The sequence below is a fragment of the Pseudomonas sp. LPB4.O genome (assembly GCF_038383825.1).
GTDB classification, from domain to species: domain Bacteria; phylum Pseudomonadota; class Gammaproteobacteria; order Pseudomonadales; family Pseudomonadaceae; genus Aquipseudomonas; species Aquipseudomonas putida.
The window spans coordinates 2843189-2867112 of sequence record NZ_CP151298.1 but is presented as its reverse complement, the minus strand read 5'-3'; the positions used below and the strand labels follow the sequence as shown (position 1 = coordinate 2867112).

Below are 23924 nucleotides of genomic sequence, written 5' to 3'. Positions count from 1 at the left end.
GCGGGCGCCGCTATTCCCCTGTGAGCAGTTGATCGTCGTCGGGCCCTGGTGGCTTGGCGCCATTACGGCGGCGGTCAGCCAACACCCAGCTTCCATCGTACAACTGCAGGGGGAACGATTCGTTCCTGTTCTGGCGTCGTTCGACGAACCCTTCAGCCGGGTTGTCCGTGGCCCTGCGCCGGCGCTCGATGCCCATCAGGTCGAAGATTGCACGGGCCAGTTCCACCAATGGGAACGGCTTGAACAGGACATGGCTCACACCCAGCTCCGCGGCCCGCTCACGCACCTCGACGGTGGGGTGGGCGGTGATCAGCATGAAGTGGCACTGCCTGTTCTTGCGTACAGCCTCCAGAACCTGAAAACCTTCCATGTCGGGCAAGCGGTAATCCAGCACGATCACTTGTGGCGCCAGGCGCTCAGCCTGTTCGATACCACTAGCACCGTCGTGGGCAACATGAACTTCCAGGCCTTGCGCCTGCAAGTACGCTTGCAGGTTCTGCGCAAGGGTCTGTTCGTCATCGACTACCAATACTCTGTTCACCAAGGTCGACTCCCAAGAACTGCCCGGTTTCCCGGTCTGCGAAGTGCGCCCTTGTACAGGCTTGAGCAGGCTTCGTGCCAGGCGTGAATAGTCATGTTGCACCGCTGTAAGCCATTGATTTGCAAAAGGTGCCAGCCAGCACCCAACACACGGCGGGCAGGCACACCCGCCCGCTTCCCCACAACCGGGGAAACTGATGGCACATTGCCAAACCCTAATTCCCCAGCATTGGGGGGAACGCCACCAGGGGCTTCAGTCAGCGATCTCCACTTTAGCGGAATTGCGCAAACGTTGGCGCACGGACTTGCGCGCTTGCGCCTCGCGCTCACCGATGAGCGCGGCCCTGGCCAAGACCAGGCCCTGTTCGTGTATGACCGAAGGGTTAACACTTTGGTTCTGCGCTCCTTGCAGTGTTTCTCGGTTGGCATCATAGAATGCTTGCACTTCGGCCGGGCTCGGCGCGTCGACTGCGCTGAGCTGGGCATACACCTGCTGGGCCGCCATATCTTGCCGGGTGTACTCAGTGTACTGCGCCCTGTCAAAGCCCGCCTCTGCCAGACGCCGTTCGAAAATTGCCGGGCTGCCGAACGCAGCTTCTACCTCGCCGACATGCGCCGACACCTGCGCGTCGCTGATGGCGATGCCTTGTCGCCGCGCCTCCTGCCACAGCAGCTCCTTGTCGATCAGCTCATCCAGCGCCTGATCGCGCAGGCGCTTATAAAGCCCCGGGTTGCGGATGCTGGTCACCGCGCGGCCCTGGGCGGCCAGGTATTCGCTGAAATAGCGCTCCAGGCGCGTCAACCCAATCTCCACGCCATTGACCCGTGCAGCAGGTACATCGGCCCAGCTCGCCTTGGCCATTACCAGCAACAGGCACAGCAACACAATACGCATGGCAACCTCCACTCAAAGGCTGTCCGGCACCGGCCGGTAAGGGGTAACTGCGGTGAAACGCGGCCCGGGCAGGGCCACCGCCACTACATGGGCACCGGCCATGCCCTGACGGCGACCGGGGCCAAAGCCCAGCGCCGGGGTCAGGCCGGTAGACACATCGTGCAAGCCTTCCAGTGCGCCGATCAGTTGTTCACGGCTGGCATCACGGCCAATCTGTTTCAGCGCTTCGCTCAGCAGGCGCAGGGCGCACAAGGTATTGACCTGCAACGACGCCTGGCGTGGGTCCAGGCCCTGGCGCTGCTGCAGCCCGGCGAGGGTGGCCATGCCCTGCTCGGTCCAGTCTTCGGGGACATAGGGGTAGGCCAGAAACACCCGTTGCGACCATTGCTCGGGCAAACGCGCCACGGCGCCGGCCACCTGGCCGGACGCAGCGAACAGGTAGGGCTGGCGGCCTGCGGCCTGCAACGCCGTCGCCAGCTCGACAAATGCCTGGGCGCGGCCAAGGAAGACGATGCCCTGCCCGTCCACGGCCTGGCCCTCGAAGGCCTCGATGGCGGGCGGCGCCCAGCCTTCCTGCAACAGGCGCTCACGTACCTGCTTGGCCGCCTCTGCCTGGTCGCTGCCGGCGTACACCACGCGCAAGTCGCCCGGTGCCAGGCCCAAACCTGCACGGGCGTGGCCCGCCAGGCTCAGCAATTGCGCAGGTAAGCCGGGCAGCGGGTCGAAGATCTGCGCGCTGCCGCCGCTGCGCGGGGTACTGCCAATCAGGGGTACATTCTGTGGTGCCAGCAAGGTTGTCAGGCGCGGGTCGAGCATCGGTGCCAAAGGCGAAATCAGCGCGAACACACGCTCCTGCTCCAGCAACTGCTGCAAGGCCCGCTCGGCGCTGGCCGGGTCGAACCCAGGGTCCAGCACAACCAGCTCCAGGTGCCGCCCATGAATGCCGCCTTGCTGGTTGAGTTGCGCTACCCCGTCTTCCAGTACCGCACGTACCACCTGCCCGGCTTCGGCCAGCGGGCCGGACGCCGGCAGCAAGGTGCCCAGGCGCAGTACGCCCTCCTCTATACCGGGGTCGCGTTCCTCGGCCAGGCGTTTCAGGTAGGCCGTAAGGTTGCGCTGGTCGGCCATGGTCAGTTCGAAGCGTGGCATGGCCGGGTCCAGCCGATTGCCCGCCGGGTCTACGCCATGCTGGATGGCCCGGGCAAGGCTGCGCTCGGTATACGCCGGGTAGCTGCGGCCATTGGCTTCGCGTGCGCCCTGGCCTTGTGCCAGGCGTTGCCAGTCCAGGTTGGGTGGGCGCACGCCGCCTTCGGCCCGGCCACGGCCGTCGTTGCCGTGGCAGCTGGCGCAGGGCAGCACGCTGGCGGGCACACTGATGTCGCTGGCACCGACCCGGGCCTGCAATTGTGCATCGCTGCTGGAGACGCCCTCGCGGTAGAGGCGTTTGCCGGCTTGTTCGTGTTCGGTCAGGTCCAGGGCTGAGGCAAAAGGTGCCATGCCCAGCAAGCATGCCAAGCAGATCGAAAGCCCAGTGCGAATACCTGTGGGAGCGGCCTTGCGTCGCGAAAGGAGCGCGCAGCGCTCCCCGCTTTCTGGGTTGAGGCTGCCATTGCCGGGGCTGCTGCGCAGCCCTTTCGCGACGCAAGGCCGCTCCCACAAAGGCTGCCCTCTCAGTCGTTGACTCCACGGTGATCGCACCATGGCAATCACCGGCCTGCCAAGGGCTGGGTCAGCAGTTGCATGCGCTGGGCTATGGCCGCCGGTGGTGCATCCGGGCGGATCTTGCTCCAGCGTTTGCCCGCCACATCGCCGGCAATCAGCTGCGTGGAGTGCTGCTCGGGGCTGGGCAGGAACTGGCCAATACGGCCAAGCACCAGGTCGACATTGGCCTTGTCACCGGTCAGGAACAGCCAGTTCGGCCCATCAACCCCCTGCTTGGCGGCAAACGCCTTGAGTGCTTGCGGGGTATCGTTGAGCGGGTCGCTGCTGATCGACACAAAGGTCACCTGGCTGGCCAGTTGCTGGCCCATGGCCTCGCGCACTTCGCGCAGCTTGCGGGTGATCAGCGGGCAGGCGTCGGTGCAGTGGGTGAAGATCACGTTCAGCATCACCACCTTGTCCTTGAGCACATCGCTGTAGAACCGCAGCTCGCGGCCGTTCTGGTCTTTCAGCACGGTATCCGTGAACCAGGTCTGGGCATCGCGGGTGCCGCCGCCACTGGTCATCGCCTGGGGGGCGGGCTGTGGCTCGGGGGCCTGCTCCAGGTGGCCTTCGTGGGCGAACGCCACAGAAGCGAGAATCCACAGGCAGCCGCCCAGCACCAGCCAGTCGAAAGCGCGCATGCCGCCGCGGCGGGAGGTAACAGAGCTCATGGTTGCACCTCATGGTGGTCGGCAATGGCCGTACTTTTGGCATGCACCCGGCGGGCGCTGAGACGGTTGATTTCTTCAATCAGTACGGTGGGGTCGGTGAAGCCGTAGTAGCGGGTCCAGTGCCCGCTGCGCCCGTCACCCACCAGGATCAGCGGCGGGTGCTGGCTGAGGTCGGCGCTGAAGCTGCCCAGGCCCTTGAGGGTTTCGGTGACAGCGTACGGGGTGCCGGTCAGCCAGCTCCAGCCTGGCCCCTTCTGGAAGGCCTTGGCGTAGTCTTGCAGGCGCTTGGCGTCGTCACGCTGCGGGTCGACGCTGATCGACACCATGTGGATTTCTTCGCCTACCCGGCCACCCAGCTGTTGCTGGACCTTGCCCATGATCGACGACACCACCGGGCACACCGTGGTGCAGCTGGTGTAGATGAAGCCCATGACCACCAGGTGGTCACCGACCAGGTCCTTCTCCAGGCGCACCGGCATGCCGTCCTGGTTCAGCAGGGAAACGTCGGCAAAACGTACACTGGTCTTTTCCTGGCGCGCCGCCGGTGGCTGTTCGGCGCCCTTGTGATCGTGGCCGGCGTGGGCCAGGGCGAGGTTGCTGGCCAGTGCCAGGCTCAGTGCCAGCAGTTGGAAAGAATGCTTGGCGTTCATCGCACACTCCTCATTTCAGTCTGGGAAGCGTTGGTTGCTGTGGCCGGCAGGATGCGCAGGCTGGTGTAGTTTTCTTCGGCAAACTTGCGTCCCAGCGATGGCGACTGCACATGCAGGTACCAGGCGCCGGCTTCGGGCAGTGTCAGGGCTGCCTGATAGACGCCCTCACCCACTTCCTGCAACTGCAGGTTGCGCGGCATCGACGACGGCGCCAGGAAGTAGCGCAGGCTCAGGTCGTTCAGGCCCAGCCGTGGCTGGCCGTCGTCACCAACGATACGCACCCGTGCGGTAATGGCGCTGTGCTGCGGCATTGGTTGGTCCAGGCCGATGAACTCGGCATGCGCGGCCTTGCGCTTGCCGGCATTGGGCGCTTCGGCGACATCGGCGCTGAAGCAGTGGATGATCTGCGGCTGGTTGAGCAGGAAGGCCACGTCGAACTTGCCGGCAGCGGGCAGTTTCACCGTCGAGCCGTACACCCCGGGCGCCACCTCGCGCAGGCTGCGGTCGACGACGATGGCGGCGCGGGCCTGGTGGCCACGGTTGTTGTAGCCGGACATCGGCGCGTTCATGCCCTCGGCGTAGAAGTAGGTGGTGTTGTCCACCGGGTTGACCACAAACACCGAATTGTCATCACGCGACACCGACAACCCCTGGGCCAGCGGCAGGTCACCGGCCTGGCGCGGCGCTGCAGGGCCAGCCTCGAAGCCCTGCACGATCGGCGGGCGTCCTTCGCCCAGGCTGGACAGGTTGATCATGGTCACTTTCGGCGAGGCCAGACCACGCACATAGGCATAGCCCTTGGTAAAGGTCAGCTGGTAGGGTTCGGCCGCTACCGGGATGTGGTGGATCAGCTTGTCGGTACTGGCATCGATCACCAGTGCCTGGTTCTCAAGGGTGTTGAGCACCACGCCGTAGCGCCCATCGCTGCTGAAGCGCATCGGCCCCAGGCCCTGCTCGGCCTTGACCATATGGCGCAGCTCGTGGCTGTGGGCATCGAACACCCGCACGCTGCCTTCCTCGCCATCGACCACGTAAACGGCCTGGGACAGCGCCGAGTAGCTGACCGACAGCGGGTGCGGGCCAACCTTGATGGTTTTGGCAAGGCGCATTTGCGGGATATCAATGACGCTCAGGGTGCCGCTGTCGCGGTTGCTGACGTAGGCAAACCGCGAGTCGGCGCTGAAGGCAATTTCGTGGTGCCCGGTGCCGGTGTTGAAGCTTTTCAGGGTGGTACGCCCTGGCACGTCGATCACCGTCACCCCACCCTTGGCCGGGTCACTGCTGTTGTTGCCCACCCACAACCGGTGCTGGTCGGGTTGCAAGGCCACGCGCAGCGGCTGGTCACCGGCGTCCAGGTCGGCCACGCGGGTGAAGGTTTCGGTATCGATCACCGCCACCTTGCCGCGCTCGGGGATCGACACGAACACCTGCTTGTCGTCGCTGGTGGCCACCCAGTCCATGGGCCGCCCGGGCAGGTCGATGCGGGCCATGGTGCTGGTCACGCCGCCCACCGAAACGGTCGGGTCGATCACCGTCAGGCTGGCGTCGTTGTTCAGCATCAACAGGAAGTAGCTGTTCAGGTCGAGCAGCGGCCGGGCGCCGATGCTGCTCTTGAGAAACAGCGCAACCCGCGCCTTGCAGCTTTGGTTGCGGTCGCCTATCGGCGCCGACTGCGCCGGGTCGATCCACGCCCCCGGGGCCATGCCCGACAGCGGCTGGCCACTGGTCTGGTCGCTGACCTTGAAGCGGATATTGGCGAAGGCGCCTTCCTTCAACTCGCCCCCGGCCAGCGGCCGGGCCTCGAACTCCACGGTCACGCCGTCCCGGCTGAGCCGGTGCAGGGCCTGCGGGTCGGCAGGTTCCTGCAACAGCTCGCGGGGATCGCACCAGAGCTTTTCATACGCCACGCCCAGGCCGATCAGCGCTACCCCCAGCAATACCCCCAAGCAAGCAGGGCGAGTCTTTTTGTTCATGCTCGCGCTCCCCTTCCGTCACTGCGCCGGGGCCGTTGCCGGCGGCGCTTCGTTGGTCACCCGCAGAATCCCCCACAGCCCCGAGAGGTTGCCGTAGGCGGCGTAGTCGCGGAACAGGTAGTCACCTGCCACCGCGTTGGCACCACCGGCACTCGGCAGCATGAAGCTAAAGTGCGCCGCAGGCAGTACGCTCTCCTGGGCACCGATGTACATGGCCATCGGGTTGTAGCCGAAGCGCACCGAACCGATGCCAGGCAGGCTCATCGGGTAGCCGTCCACGTCACTCTTCTCGGCCTGGTAGTTGTGCAATGGCCACAGGTGCCCGTCCAGCTGGTAGACCATGCCGCGGCTGCCACCACTGGGCATCACGATATGGTTGCGCACCGGTTGCCCAGGCTTGGCGTACAGCACCGGGGTTTGCGGGTCGCCGCCGACCAGGGCGTTGGCGTAGGCCATGTGGGCGTTTGGTACATCACCAAAGCCCAGGCCATTTGCACGGCCGAACGGTGAGTCAGGCGCCATGCCGAAGCGCAGCCACAACGGCTCGGTCTTGTAGTTGACCGCCATGTTGCCGTTGTCTTGCGGGTCACCGGCAGCACCGTTGCCTTCGGTGTTGATGCCTTCCACCGGACGACCATCGGCCCAGCGCATGTTCAGGGCGCGCTGCCACACCGTGACGAAGTCCCGGTAGTCCGGCTGCCCGCTGACCTTCACCGTGGCCTGGGTACGGGACGCGGCGTCCTCGGTCCAGGTGGCAGTTTGCGGCAGGATGCTCATGGCGCCCACCAGGCCTTTCTGCGGCTGCTTGATGAAGTCTGACGGGGTCAGGTTGAGGCCGCCGAACTCGATGGCAGTGGAGTTGATGTTGTCCACCGTGCGACCTAGCTGCGACACAGGTTTGCCTTCCCGCTCCAGGTGGCCGGCGTAGTACTGGTACACCTTGGTCGGGTAAGCACCACTGGTGCCGGCACGTGGAGGTACGGTCTGCACCGGGTTCAGGCCAACGTTGGCGCCGTCGGACTTGGTGATGTCGTAGGCCAGCAACTGCGCATGCAGGCCCACGTGGCTGGACGGCCGCATCAGGTTATTGGCAAAGGCGGTGGAACCCTCGCTGTCGAAGCGGTCACGCTTGACCACGTTATGCATCACTGCAGTGCTCGGCAGGTCTGGCATCACCAGTGGCAGGCGGTTCTCGAGGGTAACGCTGATGCAGTCGCCGGCGTTGGCCCGCAGCACCAGAGGCTCAACCGGCACACCCGCCTTGAGCTTGCCGGTGGTGGCGTCCAGGTCGGCCTTGCGCACGTACAGGATCGCGGTCGGGTCATGCAGCGGCGCACTATGCCCCCCGATGGTGAAGGGTTCCCCATCTTCGGGGTCTACCCCACTTACCAGCGGGATCGCGGTTTTACGGCTGTTGAACACCAGTGTGCCACCGTTGGCCTTCAGCGTGCCGCCGACATGCTGACCGATGCCCGCCGGGTCATTGATACTGACCCCATTACGGTTCTCGAGGATGTCATTGGCCAGCGCTGCGACGATTTCGTAGTTTCGCTTGACCGTGGTGCGGGTGCCAATGCCGTTGGGGTTGGCCGTGGTTTTCGGGCAGATGCCGTCAAAGTTCACGGTGTTGCGCATGGCCACCGGTTGCGGGTTGTTGGGCAGCGGGAACAGGTCGGCACGCTGCGCGGTGTAATTGCGCATGATGCCCCAGATACCGTTCCAGTAGCCTTCCAGCGCGGCGTCCAGCGAGTACAGGTAGTCGCCATTGGTGGCGGCGGAACTGGAGATCATCGACACCGGTGCCATGAAGCCCATCTGCTCGGAGATGCCGATCATCTGCGACGATTTCCAGCCCGAGTTGGAACTGCTACCGAAGCCTGTGCCGTTTTGCAGCCACTTCACGCCATGCAGGGTGACGTTGTGCTCCTCTTCATGGCCACCGGCGTGCATGCGCAGGCGTACATTGTCACCGGAGTAGGTGCGCAGCAGCGGGGTGAAAGGGTCGCCCGGCTCGGCTCCAGCCTTGTTGATGTGTGGCGGAAACAGCGTGGTGCCGCCGGTAGGGCCAACTGCCGAGGTTATCGCCGAGGGTGACAGGTTCATTGCCGGAATGGCGCGGTCGGTTCGAGTTTGCATGGCATAGCTGAGGTCGCCGGCCAGGCCGTCGGCCTGCATGCCACGCTTGCCGTCCGGGCCGACCTTGTTCGGGTCGTACACGCGCAGGGCCAGCGGCTCGTTGCGATAGTTGACCACGAACATGCCCGGGTCATCCACCGAGATCGCCTGCGGGCACGGACGGCTTGGGCAGCCCGGGTTGATACCGCCGCGCTCCTCGACAATGGCTTCCAGCAGGTTCGACGCCTTGCCGCGCACTGGCGGGTTGATGGCGTAGCGGAAGCTGTCTGCGGTGGCCGGGTACGACTGGGCATTGGGGATGCCGTCCGGCCCTGCACCTACATACACCCCAGCTTCATAGGCATGCTGGAAGTCACTGTATTCCAGGAAGAACTCACGGTAGCTGTCGTTCTTGCCATCGCCATCGTGGTCGCCAGTCTGGATTACCGCCTGCCACGAGGTCGGGCCGCCATCCTGGCGCGTGGCCGGGTTGTACAGCTGCTCGCCGGTTTCGGCATGGTACCAGGTGGAGCCGGCCGGTTCGGCCAGCACGGTGGCATACAGGCCCAGTTGCTGGTGGGTCGACGGGCCAAGGTGGTCGTGGGTGAATATGGTGCCCAGGCCACGGTCGACGTTATGCACGTTCACCAGCGGGTCAGCGAACCAGCGCTGCATGGCCGTACGTGCGCCCAGCCAGTCGGCCCGGCCGAAGCGGCCAAAGTACGGGTGCTGCCTGGCTTTCGGGCAGGCAGCGGTGCCATCGCGGCTATCGCCCTCGGTGCAGCCGTTGTAGGCACGAATGGCTTGCACCCGCTCGACCACGCTGCCGGGCGATAGAATGCCGTCTTCGTAGTTCCAGCCGTTGGCCGAACCGTCGGCAGCGGTCAGGTCCCACTTCGGCAAGTGGATGTGCTGACCGATCACGTCGGTCGGGGTGCGCACCTGGTAGTCGTCCATCTCGTAGATGTTCGGGATCAGGTTGGTGTGCTGGTACATGGTGCAGTCGAAGGTGTTCATGCGCATCACCAGTGGCTCTGGCGGGCGCTGCTTGTTAATCACTGGCCAGGCATCTTCCCACAAGGCGATGATGCGAGCCTGCGGGAAGTGGTAGCCGACCTTGTTGTACACCGCGTCGAACTGGATGTTGGCACCCTTGTAGATGCGTGGACGGTCGGCGGTAAAGGCGGAAGAGCCACGGAAGTTGACGCCGGTCAGGCTCTCGCCGCTGAAAAACTCGCCCACACCGGAGGACTGAGTGAGGCGCTTGCCGCGGTCATCCATGCACGGCTCGTAGAACGGCGCGCCAGCAGTCGGCAAGGCACCATTGGTGCGGAACGCCTTGGCCACCGGCTGGCTGCCGGGGATCAGGGCATAGCTTGGGTGCTCGGCCATGGCGTGGAACTGCATGGCCGCCTGTTCGACATCGGTGCCTTCTTCTGGCAGGTAGATAGGTTTGGCCTTGTGCACGACCTTGGTGAAGTCCAGCTTGGTGGTGGTCGTTTGCGCCTCGCCACCTGTGGAAACACCGTCGAGTGCATGGCGGCCAAGGCCGCCGTCCCAGCCATCGACCTGGTTTGCATCCAGGTTGGCCCACAGGGCTTTGCCGCTGTCTTTCAACTGGCGCGCCAGGGCTGGGTCGAGCATGTCCAGCGGCGGGGTTGGCGGGCGGTTGCCAACGCTGCTTTCCATGCCGCCGATCCAGAACGGGTAGCCTGGGTTTTTCAGGGTGCCATCAGCGTTGCGGTTGGCATCGGTGCGGTCGATAAGTGCCAGCGAGCCGACGGCTTTGCGCACCGGCGCCGGGTTGGCGTGGTCGTCATCGCCTTCGTCCTCGGCTTCGTCATCATCGTCGCTGGCGGCGACCAGTTCCTCAGACAGTTTGGGTACCACCACGACCTTGCCAGGCATCGGCGCCATGGCTTTGCCAGGCAGCGGCACGATGGCCGGAATCGGCGTACCCGCAACGATTTCGCCATCGGGCAATGCCCGGGCGCCAGCGGCAGGCTTGCCGCTGCGCAGGGCGAACGGTGTGCTGTGGAAGCCGTTCTCGCCCTGCCCGCTCACCTCAAGACGGGTGCCTTCTTCGAACACGTCATGTACCCGCCACATGGCCCACATGCCCTGGGCAAAGTGCGGGTAGAAGTGGCAATGGTAGATAGCATCACCGGCAACCCGGTTGCGGTTACCCGACCCACCGTTGGCGATTTCGTAGGTGTAGCCAACGCCGGCGCCGATGCCCTGGGCATCGATATAGTCGGAGTTGTCGTCATTGGGGTTGAACAGCCACTGGTGGCCGTGCAGGTGAAATATATGCTGCTCGTGGCCGTTGTGGGTGTTGCGGAACTTGGTGAAGTCACCGATATAGCTGTGGTGCACGTTGGCAGGTTCCGAAGGGTACAGGGCCATGCTGGCCTTGACCCCGACAGCACTGGCCGGTGGGACCTCACCCGGGCGGATGTGCTCCAGGCCCACATTGGCCGGCACATCCACCAGGGTGCCGATGTCTCCGACGGTGTGAGCGCTGAGGAAGAACTCTTCGTAAGCGCACGACAGGCAGTCGTGCATCGGGCCTACCCCCAGGCGGTTGGCCACCACTTCGGCGCCCATGCCGCCAGAGCCGTAGTTGATCATGAACGAGTCTCGCGCCGGTTCCAGCACGTGCCCCATCACCGGGTCTGCCCAGTAGCCGGGAAAGGCCTGGGTGCCGGCGACCTCGTCGGCGAACTGCGAGGCGAAATCACGGAACGCCTCCAACCGGTTGGGCAGCGCCGGGTTGCGCTTGCCGATGCTTTCCAGCGGGTAGGTCGACTTGGGGAAGCTGCCATCGGCGTTGGGGCCCATGACGATGGCATCGGTTTCGCTGTTGATGATCTCGTTGCCATTGACCATGGCGATGATCGGTTTGCCGGCCTTGCCCTCGGTGATCCACGGTTCTGCCTGGGGGTAGCGGGCTTCGTAGTCGATCACGGGCTGGCCGGTGGCAGTACGGCCGGTAGTGGCCAGGCGCATTTCTTCTTCGGTGAGGGTGTTGCGGTAGGTGCGGCCCAATTTGGGTACCACCACCACCTGCCCGAACAGGCCATTGGCAACATTGCCCGCCGTGCCTTCGCCGCCGAACGTGGCGGCTTTGCTGGTGGCGGCGAATGCCCCTTCGCGCTCGGCATACAAGGTATAGCTGCGGGTACTGCCGGGGCTGGCGAAGAAGTTGCCATTGCGCCCTGTATAGGCGGAGATATCGGCGATGCTGTTGACCGCCTGCATGCCATTGACCTGGAAGCCGACCATACGCTCGGCGACCTGTTCATCGGCGACATCGCCTTCACCGCCCTGGTTTTCAACCTCCGGCCCCTCCTCCTCACCCTCGGGCTCTGCGGCCTCGATGCCGTGCTTGTTGGGGTTGGCCTGGTAGGCCAGCAGGTTGGTCAGGTTGACCGTGAGGCAGTCACCGGCGGCTACCCGCAGCACAATCGGCCGTGGGCGCTTGTCCGGGCGCAGGGTGACCTTGCCCGGTACCGCGGCCCCGCCTTTGCTGAGGGGGACTTGCTTGTCGTCCACCACATCTTCACGAAGCGCGAACATCATGCCATTGGCGTTTTGCGCGCCAAGGCGGTTGAACATCAGTGGCTGGTCCAGTGCCACCACATTGGCGACCAAGGTGCGCTGGCACTGCACGGCCGCCTCGCTGGTCGATTCCCAACCTAACAAGGCAAGAACGAGTGATGACAGAAGGGGGCCTTTGCGTGGCGTAGACATGCTGCACCTCCGGGACACGGGAACTCTGCGGAGGGATGGAGCAAGGTGTATGCCAGGAGAAGATACGTAATACTTTCAAATGGTTGCGTAGGTAACCGAATCGGATTGGGGAGGATCACCCGGCGGTTTTCCCCGATTTGGGGGGCGGCTTGCAGGTGCCCGCCTTAACATTTGTTGCGTCTGTCAGACCGAGCGCCGCCCGCGCGGCGCTTCGCAGCACAAGGCTGCTCCTACATTTGTTTCGGGCCAATTATTCCTGTGCCATTAGCGGGCGGTCCCTTGGCGTCCACCTTAATATCGCGCCGGATCAACAAGGCGGTCGCGCGCTCTGCTACAGGCATTACTGGCCCGAAACAAATGTAGGAGCAGCCTTGTGCTGCGAAGCGCCGCGCGGGCGGCGCTCGATCTCCCAGGCGCTAAAAATGCTGCGCCAAACACCCGGTGGCCATCACCCAACCAACCCCCGCACACAAAAATACAGAATCGAGGGCCCCATCAAGCAGCCCAGGCCAGTGTGAAAAGTAGCTGTCAGCGCCCCATACGGCACCAGCCGCCGATCCGTCGCCGCCAGCCCGGCCGTCACCCCTGACACCGTCCCTGCCAACCCGCCGAAGACCATCGCCGAACGCGGGTTGTCCAGCGCCAGCAGGCGCGCCGACACCGGGGTGAACACCATCACCAGGATCGCCTTGATCAGGCCGGTGGCGATCGACAGGGCCATCACGTCCGAACTTGCACCCAGCGCCGCTCCGGTCACCGGCCCGACGATATAGGTCACCGCCCCCGCGCCGATGGTGGTCATGCTCACCGCATCGCGGTAGCCGAAGGCATAGGCCACTGCCGCACCCACAATGAATGGCAGCACCGTACCCAGCAACAGCGCCACCAAGCCAATCATCCCGGCTTTGCGCGCTTCGGTGGCCTGCACCTCGAAGGCCGTGGCAACAATGGCGAAGTCTCGCAGCATGGCCCCGCCCATCAGGCCGATACCGGAGAACAGCGCCATGTCGGCCAGGCCTTTCTGCCCGCCCGTCACGGTGCCGCCTACCCAGGCCAGCACCAGGCCGATGACGATGGCAATGGCCGAGCCGTGTACCCGGCCGAAGGTGAGGTACTTCGACAGTACAACCGACAACCACATGATTGCGCCCACCACTGCAAAGGCGGTGATCAGGCCGTTGTGTTCCAGGGCATTTTCAATGATCGGCCACATGTTCAACGACCTCCTGCAGGGGCAACCTGCGCGCGGGCTTCGGGGCTAGGTTCAAGGGTAGGCAAAGGCTCGCCACGGTGGCTGCGGCTGATCAGGGCGATGGTAGCGCCGCACACCAGCACCGCGCCCACTGCCGCCAGCAGCGCCACCGGCCCGCCGTGCAGGGCGGTGACCACGTTCTGCTGGGCGGCCATGGCCACCACTACCGGGATATACATGGCGCCCCAGAAGCCCACGCCAAACTCGCACTCCTTGCTCATGCCACCGTTGCGGTGCATGTACAGCCGTGCGCAGATCAGCAGGATCATGGCGATGCCGACCCCGCCCACATTGGATTTGACGCCCAGCAACACGCCCAGGAAGTCGCCGACGATAACGCCGACAAGCGTGCAGACCGCCAGCAGTGCCACACCATAGATGATCATTGTTGTTGTCCTCAGGTTGTGTCGAAGTTGCTTGTTGTTGTTCTTCGTAAACACACATTATTGCGTTAGCCAGCCATCATCGCCGGTCAGCCACCTCCTGGCGCAGCAGCGCATCCAGGGTGTCCCAACGGGTGCCTTCCACGGCCACTACCCTGCCCTGTTCGAACACTGCCCGGGCCAGCCCGCTGAGCACGCTGCCGGGCGGAATTTCCAGGTGCAGGCGCACGCCGCGCTCAAAGGCGTTGCGCAACGTGGCACGCCAGTCGACCACCCTGGCCATGTTGCCCGCCAGGTCGTCGCGCAGACGCTGCGGGTCGAACACCGGGCGCGCGCTGCTGGCGCTGAGGTAGGTAATGCGTGGGCGCTGCACCTCGACCGAGGCGAAGGCACTGGCCAATTCCTCTGCCGGGCCATCAAGCAACGGGCAATGCGACGGCACGCTGACTGCCAGGCGTCGGGCCACGCCCTGGCCTTGACGGCGAGCCCTGGCGGCGACCGCAGCCATCGCCGTATCGCTACCGGCGATGACGATCTGGTTTTCGCTGTTGAGGTTGGCGACGAACACCTCGCCCCCCGCCTCGCTCAGCAAACGCTCGACACTTGCCAGGTCCAGGCCGCTGAGTGCGGTCATGCCGTAGCCTTGCGGGTAGGCGCACTGCATCAGCTCGCCACGCAGGGCGACTAGGCGCACCGCATCGGCAAACCCCAGGGCGCCCGCCGTAACCGCTGCGGGATAGGCGCCAATCGACAACCCCGCCACGTAATCCGGCGCTGGGCTGCGCTGCATCAGCCAGCGCGCCCAGGCCACACCGCTCAGCAGCAGGCACAGCTGAACAGCGCGGGTAGACTGCAGCGCTTGCCGGCTGTCCAGCGCCAGCGCGGCTTGGCCGAGGGTATCGCTGGCCTCCTCCAGCAGCTGCCCGGCGCCCTCAGGCAAGCGCTGTAGCATGCCCACCTGCTGGGCGCCTTGGCCGGGAAAGGCGAACAGGCTGCTCATGCGGCACGCTCCATCATTGCCCAAGGGTCGCTGACCAGGCGCGGGCCATGGGGCGACTTGAGCAGCACACGGTGAGCAAAACCGGCCCATTCGCGTAAGGCAATGGCACCTGCCGGGGTTTCCAGCTGCACATCGATACGGCACGGCGCGCAGTCGAGGATATCCAGCAGCTCTCGCGCCTGGGCGCGGGCAAGCGGTTGCGGTGTGCGCAGCAGCAGGTCCAGGTCACTGTCGGCATGTACCACTTCAATGCCGGTCGCAATCTGGTACCCCACCCCGCCCGTCGGCCCCCAGGCCAGGCCGCTGGCCTGCAATACCGGGGTGACCGAGGCCAGTGCCTGTAGCGCAGGCCATGGGCTTTGTACGTGCACCCGCAGCGCTTCGGGGCCTTGCTGACGCTGGACATCGGCCAGGCGCATCAACGCACCCAAGCGCTGCGCCCGGCCCTGACCACGTACCCCAACCGCTACCCAGCCATCCTCACAAGAGGCACGGCGCACCACCACCGGTCGACCGCTTGCCAGTACGTCCTGTGCCCACTGCGGCGCATCGGCGGGCAAGCCCGACACGGGCATCCCCCACAGCAGGTCGTGCGGCCTTGGCGAGTTCATCTCAGGCGCCCTGCCACTGGCGGCGCAGCTGTTCGCGTACCTGGCGCGAGGCACTGCGGTTTTCCCCCGCCAGCCGCGACGACAGGTCGGTGGTGCTACCAATATCGCGTACCGCTTCTGCCAGGCAGGCACGTACCTGCGCAATGTCGGCGGCGCTCGGTGCCTGTGCGTTGTCTACTGTCAGGCGGCGCCACAGCAGGCCCAGCGAGGCGTAGCTGGCCAGGTCGTAGGCCATGGGCGGCACTTCGGCGGCCAACGCCTCCAGTTGCTCGACGCTGCGCAGGGTAATCCGCGCCGCAGCCGCCTTGCCCATGGCGTGCACCATGACCCCGGTGTCGTCCAGGGCGATCAGCCGCTGGGCCTGGTAGCCGTGGGCCAGGAAGGCGCCGGACATGGCCTTGCCAACCAGCAGACCGATCACCGGGTGCCCGGCCAACCGCGCCTCGGCGTAGGCCTGCACGGCACCGGCCAATGCCTGGTGAATGCCCAACGCTTCCTCGCGGCGGCCATAGGCCTGGCTGGGCACATCGATCACCGCGACAATGGCACGCTTCCGGCCGTTGCGGTCAGCCGCCACCGCCTCGCTCACCGCCTTGGCCAGGCCCCAGCCTTCAAGCAGGCCGACTTCACCCGAGCGGGCACGGGGGAATGGATTGTGGGCATCCGGCACCACGGCGATGAAGCGCGCCAGGCGGTTGTCCAGTTCGCCGTCGATCACCCGCAACGATGCGGGGTAACCTGGCAAAGCTTGCCCGCCGGCCAGGCCCGGCAGCCAGTTCAAGGCACGGTTCATTGGGCTTCTCCTTGGTAAAGGGCGCGCACGGCTGCGGCATCCAGTTGCGGGCAGTCATCGCCCAGCCGGGCCAGGCGGTCGAGGAACCAGGCGTGCTGGCTGGCGCGGTCTTTGGAGGGTGCGTCCAGCAGTTGCAGCAAGCGTTCGCGCAGCGCATCGATGTCATCGGCCACGTAGCCGTCCACCAACCCGCTGGCGTGGCGTTGTTCGCCACCGGTCAGGCTCCAGATGAAGGGGCGGTCCTTGGCGTCGTATTCGCCGATGCCGGCCTCCTGTTCGATCACCTGCGGGCCGTTCAGGCCCAGGCGCGCTTCGCGGGTAACCAGCAGGTGGCTGCACAGGCCCGCGGCAATGGACATGCCGCCAAAGCATCCCACCGAACCTGCGATCAGGCCGAGAACCGGCTGCAAGGCCCGCAGTTCGACAATGGCCGCCTGGATTTCGGCAATCGCCGCCAGGCCGAGGTTGGCTTCCTGCAGGCGCACACCACCGGTTTCCAGCAGCAACACGGCGCAAGTGGGGATGCCGTTGCGGTTATCTTCAATGGCCAGTTCCAGGGCACCCGCGATTTTGGCCCCACCCACCTCGCCCATGCTGCCCCCCTGAAAGCCGCCTTCGATGGCGGCGACCACGGCATGGCGCCCGTTCAGCCGGCCCTTGGCGATAACCACACCATCATCGGCCTGCGGCACGATGCCCTGGCGCGGCAACCACGGCGACATCAGCCGGTCGAACGGGCCCAGCAGTTCACGGAAGCTGCCCGGGTCAAGCACGGCGCGGGCGCGCTGGCGGGCGCCCAGTTCTACAAAGCTGCGGCTGCGCAGCAAACGTTCGGTGTCAGTCATGGGCAATCTCCTCGAAGCCTTGCTCCAGGCGCAGTCGCACCACGCCCGGGGTGGCGCCGAAATCATGGATGTCGATGTTCACAGCCGGCCACGCACGGCCCTCGAACAGGCGCTGGAACAGTTGCGCCCAACGGGCGCCGCTGCCGTTGACCGAAGTCACTACCTGGATGTGCAGGCTGCCGGCAGTGCCGGGCTCGATCAGCACCTCGAGGTCGCCGGAGCTGACGCAGCCCACCAGGGTGCGGCCGCGGCCCGGTTCGGCGGCGGGGAATTGAAAATTCAGGGTTTCCATGTCACAGGCTCCCGGCTTTGTCGAGGAACAGGCAGGCGGCCAGCAAGTCGGCGGCGCCGCCCGGTGAGGCGTTCAGTTGCAGCAGTTGCCGGTCCAGCTGGCGCAGTTGGCGGCGCCCCGCCAGTGTGGCGCTGCCGCCTTCGGCAAGTACGGCGTGGGCACCTTGCTGGACGGCAGCCAGCCCGGCCGGGCCGCTGCGCCAGAGCACGCAGGTATCGCTGAGCACGCTCATGATCGCCAGTAACGCGTCGAGCCGGGCGTGCTGCTCGCTGGCACCGGCGGCGCGGCTGCGCTGCAGTTGTGGCAGGCCGTGGCCGATGACGGCGGGGAAGCCTTGCTGTGCCTGTTCGCGGGCGCCGCCGGTGCCGTAGCGGTGGCGGACCTGCAAGCCGTGGCTGTGCTCGTGCGGCATGGCCGGGTCGTCGAACAGGGCTATACGCCCGGCGCGGGCGGCCAGGGTGCAGGCGTCTGCCTGGGCATCGAGGGCCGTGGACGCGACCAGCAGGCCCAGTGCCCAGATGGCGCCGCGGTGAGTATTGACCCCGTGGGTGGCGGCAAGCATCGCGGCCTCGCCTTCGCGGCCGAGCTGGCCCAGTGTGGCGCGCAGGGGCTGGCCAACCTGACCGATGGACCGGGCGGCTTCGGCCATGTTGCGCAGGCATGGCCACAGGGCCAGGGCCGAGGCGTGCATCAGGGCCAGGGTCATGTCGTGGTGGGCGCCGTTGCTGCGGCGGTCGACCAGGCCGGGTTTGGGGGACAGGTCGGCTTCGTCGATCAGGGCTTCAACGGCCAGGTCGGCGAGGTGGTCGGCCAGGGGAATTTCGGTTGCCTGGGCTGGCCTCTTCGCGGGTGAACCCGCTCCCACAGGAACCTGGGGGAGTTCGAGAAAGAGTGCTTTCATCACCAGCTCCTGAACCGTGCAGGCGGGTTGTAGAGGCCGCCGGACCACTCGACCAGGTCGGCAATGCTGCGCGCGGCCAGCAGCTCGCGGCTGGCGTCGGTGCGGCGGATGCCGAGGTCCTCAGGCAGCGCGATCAGCCCTTGCTGGCGCATACGCAGGGTGTCTTTCGGGTCGTGGCGCAGGCCGATGGCGGTAACCCCGGCCACGGCGGCAATCATCTGCTGGCGTTCTTCCAGGCTGCGGGCCTTGTACAGGTAGGCAATGCCCTCCTCGGTCAGCAGGTGGGTGACGTCATCGCCGTAAATCATTACCGGCGCCAGCGGAATCCCGGCCTTCCTGGCCACTTCCACGGCATCGAGGGTTTCCACGAAAGTGGGCTTGCCGCCTTCCTGGTAGGTCTCGACCATTTGCACCACCAGCTTGCGCCCGCGCTCCAGCAGGGTTTCCGGCACGGTCATGTCGAGCCAGGCCGGGGTAGCGTGGCGCCGGCCACGCGGGTCGTGGCCCATGTTCGGTGCACCGCCAAAGCCGGCCAGGCGGCCGCGGGTCACGGTCGAGGAATGGCCATCGCCATCTACTTGCAAGGTGGCGCCGATGAACAGGTCGACGGCGTATTGCCCCGCCAGTTGGCACATCATGCGGTTGGAACGCAGCGAGCCATCGCGGCCGGTGAAGAACACGTCCGGGCGCTGGGCGATGTAGTCCTCCATGCCCAGCTCGGTGCCGAAGCAATGCACGCTCTGCACCCAGCCAGTCTCGATGGCCGGGATCAAGGTCGGGTGCGGGTTGAGCGTCCAGTTGCGGCAAATCTTGCCCTTCAGGCCCAGAGACTCGCCGTAGGTGGGCAAGATCAGCTCGATGGCGGCGGTATTGAAGCCGATGCCATGGTTCAGCGACTGCACTTGGTGTTTTTCGTAGATGCCGCGAATGGCCATCATCGCCATCAGCACATGCACCGGCTTGATGTGGCGCGGGTCCCGGGTGAACAGCGGTTCTATATAGAAGGGCTGGTCGGCGACCACCACGAAATCGACCCAGGACGCCGGGATGTCGACCCGTGGCAGGTCGTCCACGCGGTCCACCAGCTGGTTGACCTGGGCGATGACGATACCGTCGCTGAACGCGGCCGGCTCCACCAGTGCCGGGGTGTCTTCGGTGCTGGGGCCGGTGTACAGGTTGCCGTCACGGTCGGCCATGAAGCCGGCCACCAGAGTGACGTTGGGGATCAGGTCGACCAGCAGCCGCGAGTACAGCTCGATATAGGTGTGGATGGCACCGACTTCGAGCAGGCCATCTTCCAGCAACTGGCTGATGCGCAGGCTCTGCGGGCCGGCGAAGGAGAAGTCGAGCTTGCGCGCGATGCCACGCTCGAACAGGTCCAGGTGCTCGGCGCGGCTGACGCTGGGCATGATCATGTGCAAGTCATGCAGGCGCCCGGGGTCGACCTTGGCCAGCGAGCGTGAAAGGAAGTCGGCCTGCTTTTGGTTGTTGCCCTCCAGCACCACCCGGTCGCCCGGGGCCAGCAGCAGTTCGAGGGCTTCGACGATACGCTCGGTGGGCAGCACCACGCCGTCGGCGAGGTGACGTACCCGATCAAGGCGGCGCTGCTTTTCGGCGCGCCGCCGCGACCATTGCGGCGGTGGATTCTGAGTTATTGTCATGGTGGCTCCACAGGTTCGCTGTCGTGGAGGTCACCTTAGGGCTGCGTTGCCTGGCGGATCAATCAAGCTGCCGGCGCATTTGTTACTGTCAGGTTAATGAATTGCCTAGCCGGATCGGTGGCCTAAAGCAAAAATGCACGATGCCCCTGCATAATTGTCGATTGTGCAAGGCAAATTCGCATGACAGGATCCTGCGATCCTCCAGCGAACTCCAGACTTCACTTGGAAAATCAATAACAAAGCAGGGAGAACGCAATGACTGCGCAAGCTAATACCTCGGCAACCGAGCATGTACTGGCCGAGGTCCGCAACCAGGTAGGCCACCTGACCCTGAACCGCCCCGCCGGCCTCAATGCCCTGACCCTGGACATGGTCCGTAGCCTGCGCCAGCACCTGGACCAGTGGGCCGAAGACTCGCAAGTGCGCGCCGTGGTGCTGCGCGGCGAGGGCCCCAAAGGCTTCTGTGCCGGGGGCGATATCCGGTCGCTGCACGACAGTTTCAAAGCTGGCGACACGCTGCATGAAACCTTCTTCGTCGAGGAATACGCCCTCGACCTGCTCATCCACCGCTATCGCAAGCCCGTGCTGGTACTGATGGACGGCTTCACACTCGGCGGCGGCATGGGCCTGGCCCAGGGCTGTGATCTGCGCGTGGTCACCGAGCGCAGCCGGCTGGGCATGCCCGAAGTCGGTATCGGCTACTTCCCCGATGTGGGCGGTAGCTACTTCCTGTCACGTATCCCCGGCGAACTGGGCATCTACCTGGGCGTCAGCGGCACCCAGATTCAGGCGGCCGACGCCCTGTACTGCGGCCTGGCCGACTGGTACCTGGCCAGTGACCAGCTCACCGCCCTTGACCAGGGCCTGAACCAACTGAACTTTGGCGACAACCCGCTGAAGGACCTGCAGAACCTGCTGGCCACGCTCGGTACCCAGGCGCTGGAAGATGCCCCACTGGAAAAGCTGCGCCCGGTCATCGACCACTTCTTCGCCCTGCCCAACCTGCAAGCCATCGTCGAGCAATTGCGTGCGGTCAGTATCGGTGACAGCCATGCCTGGGCCGTGGCCGCCGCCGACCAGCTGGAAAGCCGCTCACCGTTGGCCATGGCGGTTACCCTGGAGATGTTGCGCCGCGGTCGCCACCTTGGGCTGGAAGACTGCTTTGCCATGGAGCTGCACCTGGACCGCCAGTGGTTCCGGCACGGCGACATCATCGAAGGCGTGCGCGCCCTGATCATCGACAAGGACAAACAGCCTCGCTGGAACCCGCCGACCCTGGCCGCGCTGCAACCGCAGCAGGTTGACCAATTCTTTGAAGGCCTGTGAGCCCGGGAGTACACAGATGCAAGACCTGGAACTGAGCGAAGAGCAGATCATGATCCGCGACATGGCCCGGGACTTTGCCCGTGGCGAGATCGCCCCGCACGCCCAGGCCTGGGAAAAGGCCGGCTGGATCGATGACGGCGTGGTGCGCAAGATGGGCGAACTGGGCCTGCTGGGCATGGTGGTGCCGGAGGACTTCGGCGGCAGCTATACCGACTACGTCGCCTACGCCCTGGCCGTGGAAGAAATCGCCGCAGGCTGCGGCGCCACCGGGGCGATGATGAGCATTCACAACTCGGTAGGCTGCGGGCCGCTGCTGGCCTACGGTACTGCCGAGCAACAACAGCAATGGCTACCGCGCCTGGCCAGCGGCGATGTCATCGGCTGCTTCTGCCTGACCGAGCCGCAGGCCGGCTCCGAGGCGCACAACCTGCGCACCCGCGCCGAGCTGGTCAACGGCGAGTGGGTAATCAATGGCGCCAAGCAGTTCGTCAGCAACGCCCGCCGCGCCGGCCTGGCCATCGTCTTCGCGGTGACCGACCCAGAGCTGGGCAAGAAGGGCCTCTCGGCGTTTCTGGTGCCCACCGACAACCCGGGTTTCAAGGTCGACCGCAGCGAGCACAAGATGGGCATCCGCGCCTCCGACACCTGCGCGGTCACCTTCGACAACTGCCGCATCCCCGCTGCCAACCTCCTTGGCGAGCGTGGCAAGGGCTTGGCCATCGCCCTGTCCAACCTTGAAGGCGGGCGTATCGGCATCGCCGCCCAGGCGTTGGGCATTGCCCGCGCGGCGTTCGAGGCGGCGCTGGTCTACTCGCGCGACAGGGTGCAATTCGGCAAGCCGATCAACGAGCACCAGAGCATCGCCAACCTGCTGGCCGACATGCAGGTACAGGTAAACGCCGCACGTTTGCTGATCCTGCATGCCGCCCGCCTGCGCAGCGCTGGCAAGCCGTGCCTGTCGGAGGCGTCGCAGGCCAAATTATTCGCTTCGGAAATGGCCGAGCGGGTGTGCTCGATGGCGATCCAGGTGCATGGTGGGTATGGCTATTTGGAGGATTACCCGGTGGAGCGCTATTACCGGGATGCGCGGATTACGCAGATCTATGAGGGGTCGAGCGAGATCCAGCGCATGCTGATTGCACGCGAGCTGAAGCACTACCCGCTGTAGTACGGCGGTCCCCGTCTGTGGGTGCGGCCCAATCGCGACACAAGGCCGCTCCCACAAGGAAGCCGATCTGCGATTCAGCGCCAGTACCGCGAATCATCCACCACCTGCGCATGCCCCTCGAACACCGCTGGCAACTGCTCCTTGAGGTAATCGATCCACGTCCGCACCTTGGCGTCCAGATAATGCCGTGACGGGTACATCGCATACAGCGCACTCTCGCGCAAACGGTACGGCGCCAGCAGCCTGCACAAACGCCCTTGCTCGATCGACTGGCTGGCCGTATAGAACGGTAGCAGGCCGATGCCCATGCCCAACTCACTGGCCACCAGCATGGCGTCGGCAACGTTGGTGGAGAAGTTGTCACTGGGTGCGATCACGCACTGGTCCACCCCCTGGGGGAATACCCAGTCGCCTTCATACATGGGATACGCCATGCGCAGGCAGCGGTGCGCATGCAGGTCCTCGGGTCGCTCAGGCACGCCATGCCGCTCCAGATAGCTGGGCGCCGCGCACGGGATACTGAAGATATTGCCAAGCGGGACCGCAATCAGCTGGGAGTCCGGCAGCGCACCGTCCACGGTGATCACCACGTCATGCCCTTCGGCCAGCGGGTCAGGATTGCGCTGGGACAGCGTCAACTCGATCACCACCTCCGGGCACAGCGCGTTGTAGCCGGCCACCAGCGGCATCAGCAACAGGCCCAGGCCGTGCGGGCAATGCAAGCGCAGATGGCCGCGAGGGGTGAGGTGCGCACCGCGGGCTTCACCCACCGCCTCTTCGGTCAGCAGCATGATCTGCCGCGCACGCTCCAGAAACCGCTCACCCGCCTCGCTCATGCGCAGGCGCCGGGTGGTGCGGTGCAACAGGCGGGTCTGCAGCTGGTTCTCCAGCTCGGCAACAATACGCGAAACCTGTGCCGCGGAAATATCCAACGCATTGGCGGCCGCAGCGAAGCTGCCACACTCCACCACACGGGCGAAGGTACGCATGGCATGCAGCATGTCCATGAGGGTGTGCTCCTTGTTCAGTCTTATTCTTGCGTTACAGGCAGGAATCTATCACGGACTGGCCCATTTATTGTGGATGACCAATGAATACATCATTAGTCATACATTCAACAAATGGAGCCTGTCATGAAACGTTCGATCGCTGTCCTTGCTGTGGCCGCCACCCTCGCCTCGTTCGGTGCCTTTGCCGATGCGGGCAGTACGCAGCCAACCAGCAGCAATTATGAGTACGGCATGCCGCTGGATGTGGCCAAAGTGATCTCCATCACCCCGGCCAGCAACGCTGCCGACTGCCAGGTAGGCACTGCGCACATGGTGTACGTCGACCACCAGGGCCAGAAACGCGAAATAGACTACCGCGAAATGGGCAACTGCTCGCAGCAGTGA

General features: G+C 65.1%; 20 protein-coding genes. 3 read left to right on the top strand and 17 right to left on the bottom strand.

Annotated features, from left to right (window positions below; genetic code table 11):
* Positions 1-10: 10 nt before the first annotated feature.
* The 16 genes from MRBLPB4O_RS12810 to mdcA all read right to left on the bottom strand — a co-directional run bounded on the left by MRBLPB4O_RS12810 (position 11) and on the right by mdcA (position 20036).
* The gene (locus tag MRBLPB4O_RS12810) at positions 11-544 is read right to left on the bottom strand and encodes a response regulator (protein WP_049273640.1); all 534 of its coding nucleotides are present in this window, start codon (positions 542-544) and stop codon (positions 11-13) included.
* A 249-nt stretch (positions 545-793) separates the two neighbouring features.
* Positions 794-1435, bottom strand: coding sequence for a SurA N-terminal domain-containing protein (locus MRBLPB4O_RS12805; protein ID WP_049273631.1), 642 nt, complete (start codon positions 1433-1435; stop codon positions 794-796).
* Between the two features lie 12 nt (positions 1436-1447).
* Positions 1448-2932, bottom strand: a complete 1485-nt coding sequence (locus MRBLPB4O_RS12800) for an ABC transporter substrate-binding protein (RefSeq protein WP_341798727.1) — start codon at positions 2930-2932, stop codon at positions 1448-1450.
* A 209-nt stretch (positions 2933-3141) separates the two neighbouring features.
* On the bottom strand, positions 3142-3807 hold the full coding sequence (locus MRBLPB4O_RS12795) for an SCO family protein (RefSeq protein WP_016499451.1): 666 nt from the start codon (positions 3805-3807) through the stop codon (positions 3142-3144).
* Positions 3804-4457, bottom strand: a complete 654-nt coding sequence (locus MRBLPB4O_RS12790) for an SCO family protein (protein WP_341798726.1) — start codon at positions 4455-4457, stop codon at positions 3804-3806. The genes MRBLPB4O_RS12795 and MRBLPB4O_RS12790 overlap by 4 nt, the downstream gene beginning before the upstream one ends.
* Entirely contained in the window at positions 4454-6430 is a 1977-nt protein-coding gene (locus MRBLPB4O_RS12785; RefSeq protein ID WP_341798725.1) for a cytochrome D1 domain-containing protein, read from the bottom strand. Before MRBLPB4O_RS12785 ends, MRBLPB4O_RS12790 begins: the two co-directional genes overlap by 4 nt.
* An 18-nt stretch (positions 6431-6448) precedes the next feature.
* Positions 6449-12298: a manganese-oxidizing multicopper oxidase MnxG gene (gene mnxG, locus MRBLPB4O_RS12780; RefSeq protein WP_341798724.1), complete on the bottom strand. Its 5850-nt coding sequence runs from the start codon at positions 12296-12298 to the stop codon at positions 6449-6451.
* 448 nt (positions 12299-12746) lie between these two features.
* On the bottom strand, positions 12747-13511 hold the full coding sequence (gene madM, locus MRBLPB4O_RS12775) for a malonate transporter subunit MadM (RefSeq protein ID WP_341798723.1): 765 nt from the start codon (positions 13509-13511) through the stop codon (positions 12747-12749).
* A 2-nt stretch (positions 13512-13513) separates the two neighbouring features.
* Complete coding sequence (madL, locus tag MRBLPB4O_RS12770; protein WP_341798722.1) at positions 13514-13936, bottom strand: malonate transporter subunit MadL; 423 nt, start codon at positions 13934-13936, stop codon at positions 13514-13516.
* 76 nt (positions 13937-14012) lie between these two features.
* Entirely contained in the window at positions 14013-14933 is a 921-nt protein-coding gene (mdcH, locus tag MRBLPB4O_RS12765) for a malonate decarboxylase subunit epsilon (RefSeq protein WP_341798721.1), read from the bottom strand.
* Positions 14930-15544 carry a malonate decarboxylase holo-ACP synthase gene (locus tag MRBLPB4O_RS12760; RefSeq protein WP_341798720.1) on the bottom strand — a complete coding sequence of 205 codons (615 nt, stop codon included), beginning with the start codon at positions 15542-15544 and terminating at the stop codon, positions 14930-14932. The genes mdcH and MRBLPB4O_RS12760 overlap by 4 nt, the downstream gene beginning before the upstream one ends.
* Position 15545: 1 nt before the next feature.
* Positions 15546-16337, bottom strand: coding sequence for a biotin-independent malonate decarboxylase subunit gamma (gene mdcE, locus MRBLPB4O_RS12755; RefSeq protein WP_341798719.1), 792 nt, complete (start codon positions 16335-16337; stop codon positions 15546-15548).
* Positions 16334-17182 carry a biotin-independent malonate decarboxylase subunit beta gene (locus tag MRBLPB4O_RS12750; protein WP_341798718.1) on the bottom strand — a complete coding sequence of 283 codons (849 nt, stop codon included), beginning with the start codon at positions 17180-17182 and terminating at the stop codon, positions 16334-16336. Before MRBLPB4O_RS12750 ends, mdcE begins: the two co-directional genes overlap by 4 nt.
* The gene (locus MRBLPB4O_RS12745) at positions 17175-17474 is read right to left on the bottom strand and encodes a malonate decarboxylase subunit delta (protein WP_028613842.1); all 300 of its coding nucleotides are present in this window, start codon (positions 17472-17474) and stop codon (positions 17175-17177) included. The genes MRBLPB4O_RS12750 and MRBLPB4O_RS12745 overlap by 8 nt, the downstream gene beginning before the upstream one ends.
* Before the next feature lies 1 nt (position 17475).
* Positions 17476-18375, bottom strand: coding sequence for a triphosphoribosyl-dephospho-CoA synthase (locus tag MRBLPB4O_RS12740; protein ID WP_341798717.1), 900 nt, complete (start codon positions 18373-18375; stop codon positions 17476-17478).
* Positions 18375-20036, bottom strand: coding sequence for a malonate decarboxylase subunit alpha (gene mdcA / locus MRBLPB4O_RS12735; RefSeq protein WP_341798716.1), 1662 nt, complete (start codon positions 20034-20036; stop codon positions 18375-18377). Before mdcA ends, MRBLPB4O_RS12740 begins: the two co-directional genes overlap by 1 nt.
* A gap of 255 nt (positions 20037-20291) precedes the next feature.
* On the opposite strand from mdcA, the gene MRBLPB4O_RS12730 reads away from it, so the two are divergent.
* Together MRBLPB4O_RS12730 and MRBLPB4O_RS12725 are read left to right on the top strand one after the other, a co-directional pair.
* Complete coding sequence (locus MRBLPB4O_RS12730; protein ID WP_341798715.1) at positions 20292-21362, top strand: enoyl-CoA hydratase/isomerase family protein; 1071 nt, start codon at positions 20292-20294, stop codon at positions 21360-21362.
* 16 nt (positions 21363-21378) lie between these two features.
* Entirely contained in the window at positions 21379-22530 is a 1152-nt protein-coding gene (locus MRBLPB4O_RS12725; RefSeq protein ID WP_341798714.1) for an acyl-CoA dehydrogenase family protein, read from the top strand.
* 74 nt (positions 22531-22604) lie between these two features.
* On the opposite strand, the gene MRBLPB4O_RS12720 is transcribed toward MRBLPB4O_RS12725, so the two are convergent.
* Positions 22605-23537 (bottom strand): LysR family transcriptional regulator, encoded by a 933-nt coding sequence (locus MRBLPB4O_RS12720; RefSeq protein WP_016499436.1) that lies wholly within the window; start codon positions 23535-23537, stop codon positions 22605-22607.
* Between the two features lie 126 nt (positions 23538-23663).
* Here MRBLPB4O_RS12720 and MRBLPB4O_RS12715 point away from each other — a divergent pair, with 126 nt between their 5' ends.
* Complete coding sequence (locus MRBLPB4O_RS12715) at positions 23664-23924, top strand: DUF2790 domain-containing protein (RefSeq protein WP_016499435.1); 261 nt, start codon at positions 23664-23666, stop codon at positions 23922-23924.

Excerpts from the sequence above, each read along its gene's own strand:
- MRBLPB4O_RS12805 (WP_049273631.1), bottom strand. The coding sequence starts at position 1,435 with ATGCGTATTGTGTTGCTGTGCCTGTTGCTGGTAATGGCCAAGGCGAGC.
- MRBLPB4O_RS12800 (WP_341798727.1), bottom strand. The coding sequence starts at position 2,932 with ATGGCACCTTTTGCCTCAGCCCTGGACCTGACCGAACACGAACAAGCC.
- MRBLPB4O_RS12795 (WP_016499451.1), bottom strand. The coding sequence starts at position 3,807 with ATGAGCTCTGTTACCTCCCGCCGCGGCGGCATGCGCGCTTTCGACTGG.
- MRBLPB4O_RS12790 (WP_341798726.1), bottom strand. The coding sequence starts at position 4,457 with ATGAACGCCAAGCATTCTTTCCAACTGCTGGCACTGAGCCTGGCACTG.
- MRBLPB4O_RS12785 (WP_341798725.1), bottom strand. The coding sequence starts at position 6,430 with ATGAACAAAAAGACTCGCCCTGCTTGCTTGGGGGTATTGCTGGGGGTA.
- mnxG (WP_341798724.1), bottom strand. The coding sequence starts at position 12,298 with ATGTCTACGCCACGCAAAGGCCCCCTTCTGTCATCACTCGTTCTTGCC.
- madM (WP_341798723.1), bottom strand. The coding sequence starts at position 13,511 with ATGTGGCCGATCATTGAAAATGCCCTGGAACACAACGGCCTGATCACC.
- madL (WP_341798722.1), bottom strand. The coding sequence starts at position 13,936 with ATGATCATCTATGGTGTGGCACTGCTGGCGGTCTGCACGCTTGTCGGC.
- mdcH (WP_341798721.1), bottom strand. The coding sequence starts at position 14,933 with ATGAGCAGCCTGTTCGCCTTTCCCGGCCAAGGCGCCCAGCAGGTGGGC.
- MRBLPB4O_RS12760 (WP_341798720.1), bottom strand. The coding sequence starts at position 15,544 with ATGAACTCGCCAAGGCCGCACGACCTGCTGTGGGGGATGCCCGTGTCG.
- mdcE (WP_341798719.1), bottom strand. The coding sequence starts at position 16,337 with ATGAACCGTGCCTTGAACTGGCTGCCGGGCCTGGCCGGCGGGCAAGCT.
- MRBLPB4O_RS12750 (WP_341798718.1), bottom strand. The coding sequence starts at position 17,182 with ATGACTGACACCGAACGTTTGCTGCGCAGCCGCAGCTTTGTAGAACTG.
- MRBLPB4O_RS12745 (WP_028613842.1), bottom strand. The coding sequence starts at position 17,474 with ATGGAAACCCTGAATTTTCAATTCCCCGCCGCCGAACCGGGCCGCGGC.
- MRBLPB4O_RS12740 (WP_341798717.1), bottom strand. The coding sequence starts at position 18,375 with ATGAAAGCACTCTTTCTCGAACTCCCCCAGGTTCCTGTGGGAGCGGGT.
- mdcA (WP_341798716.1), bottom strand. The coding sequence starts at position 20,036 with ATGACAATAACTCAGAATCCACCGCCGCAATGGTCGCGGCGGCGCGCC.
- MRBLPB4O_RS12730 (WP_341798715.1), top strand. The coding sequence starts at position 20,292 with ATGACTGCGCAAGCTAATACCTCGGCAACCGAGCATGTACTGGCCGAG.
- MRBLPB4O_RS12725 (WP_341798714.1), top strand. The coding sequence starts at position 21,379 with ATGCAAGACCTGGAACTGAGCGAAGAGCAGATCATGATCCGCGACATG.
- MRBLPB4O_RS12720 (WP_016499436.1), bottom strand. The coding sequence starts at position 23,537 with ATGGACATGCTGCATGCCATGCGTACCTTCGCCCGTGTGGTGGAGTGT.
- MRBLPB4O_RS12715 (WP_016499435.1), top strand. The coding sequence starts at position 23,664 with ATGAAACGTTCGATCGCTGTCCTTGCTGTGGCCGCCACCCTCGCCTCG.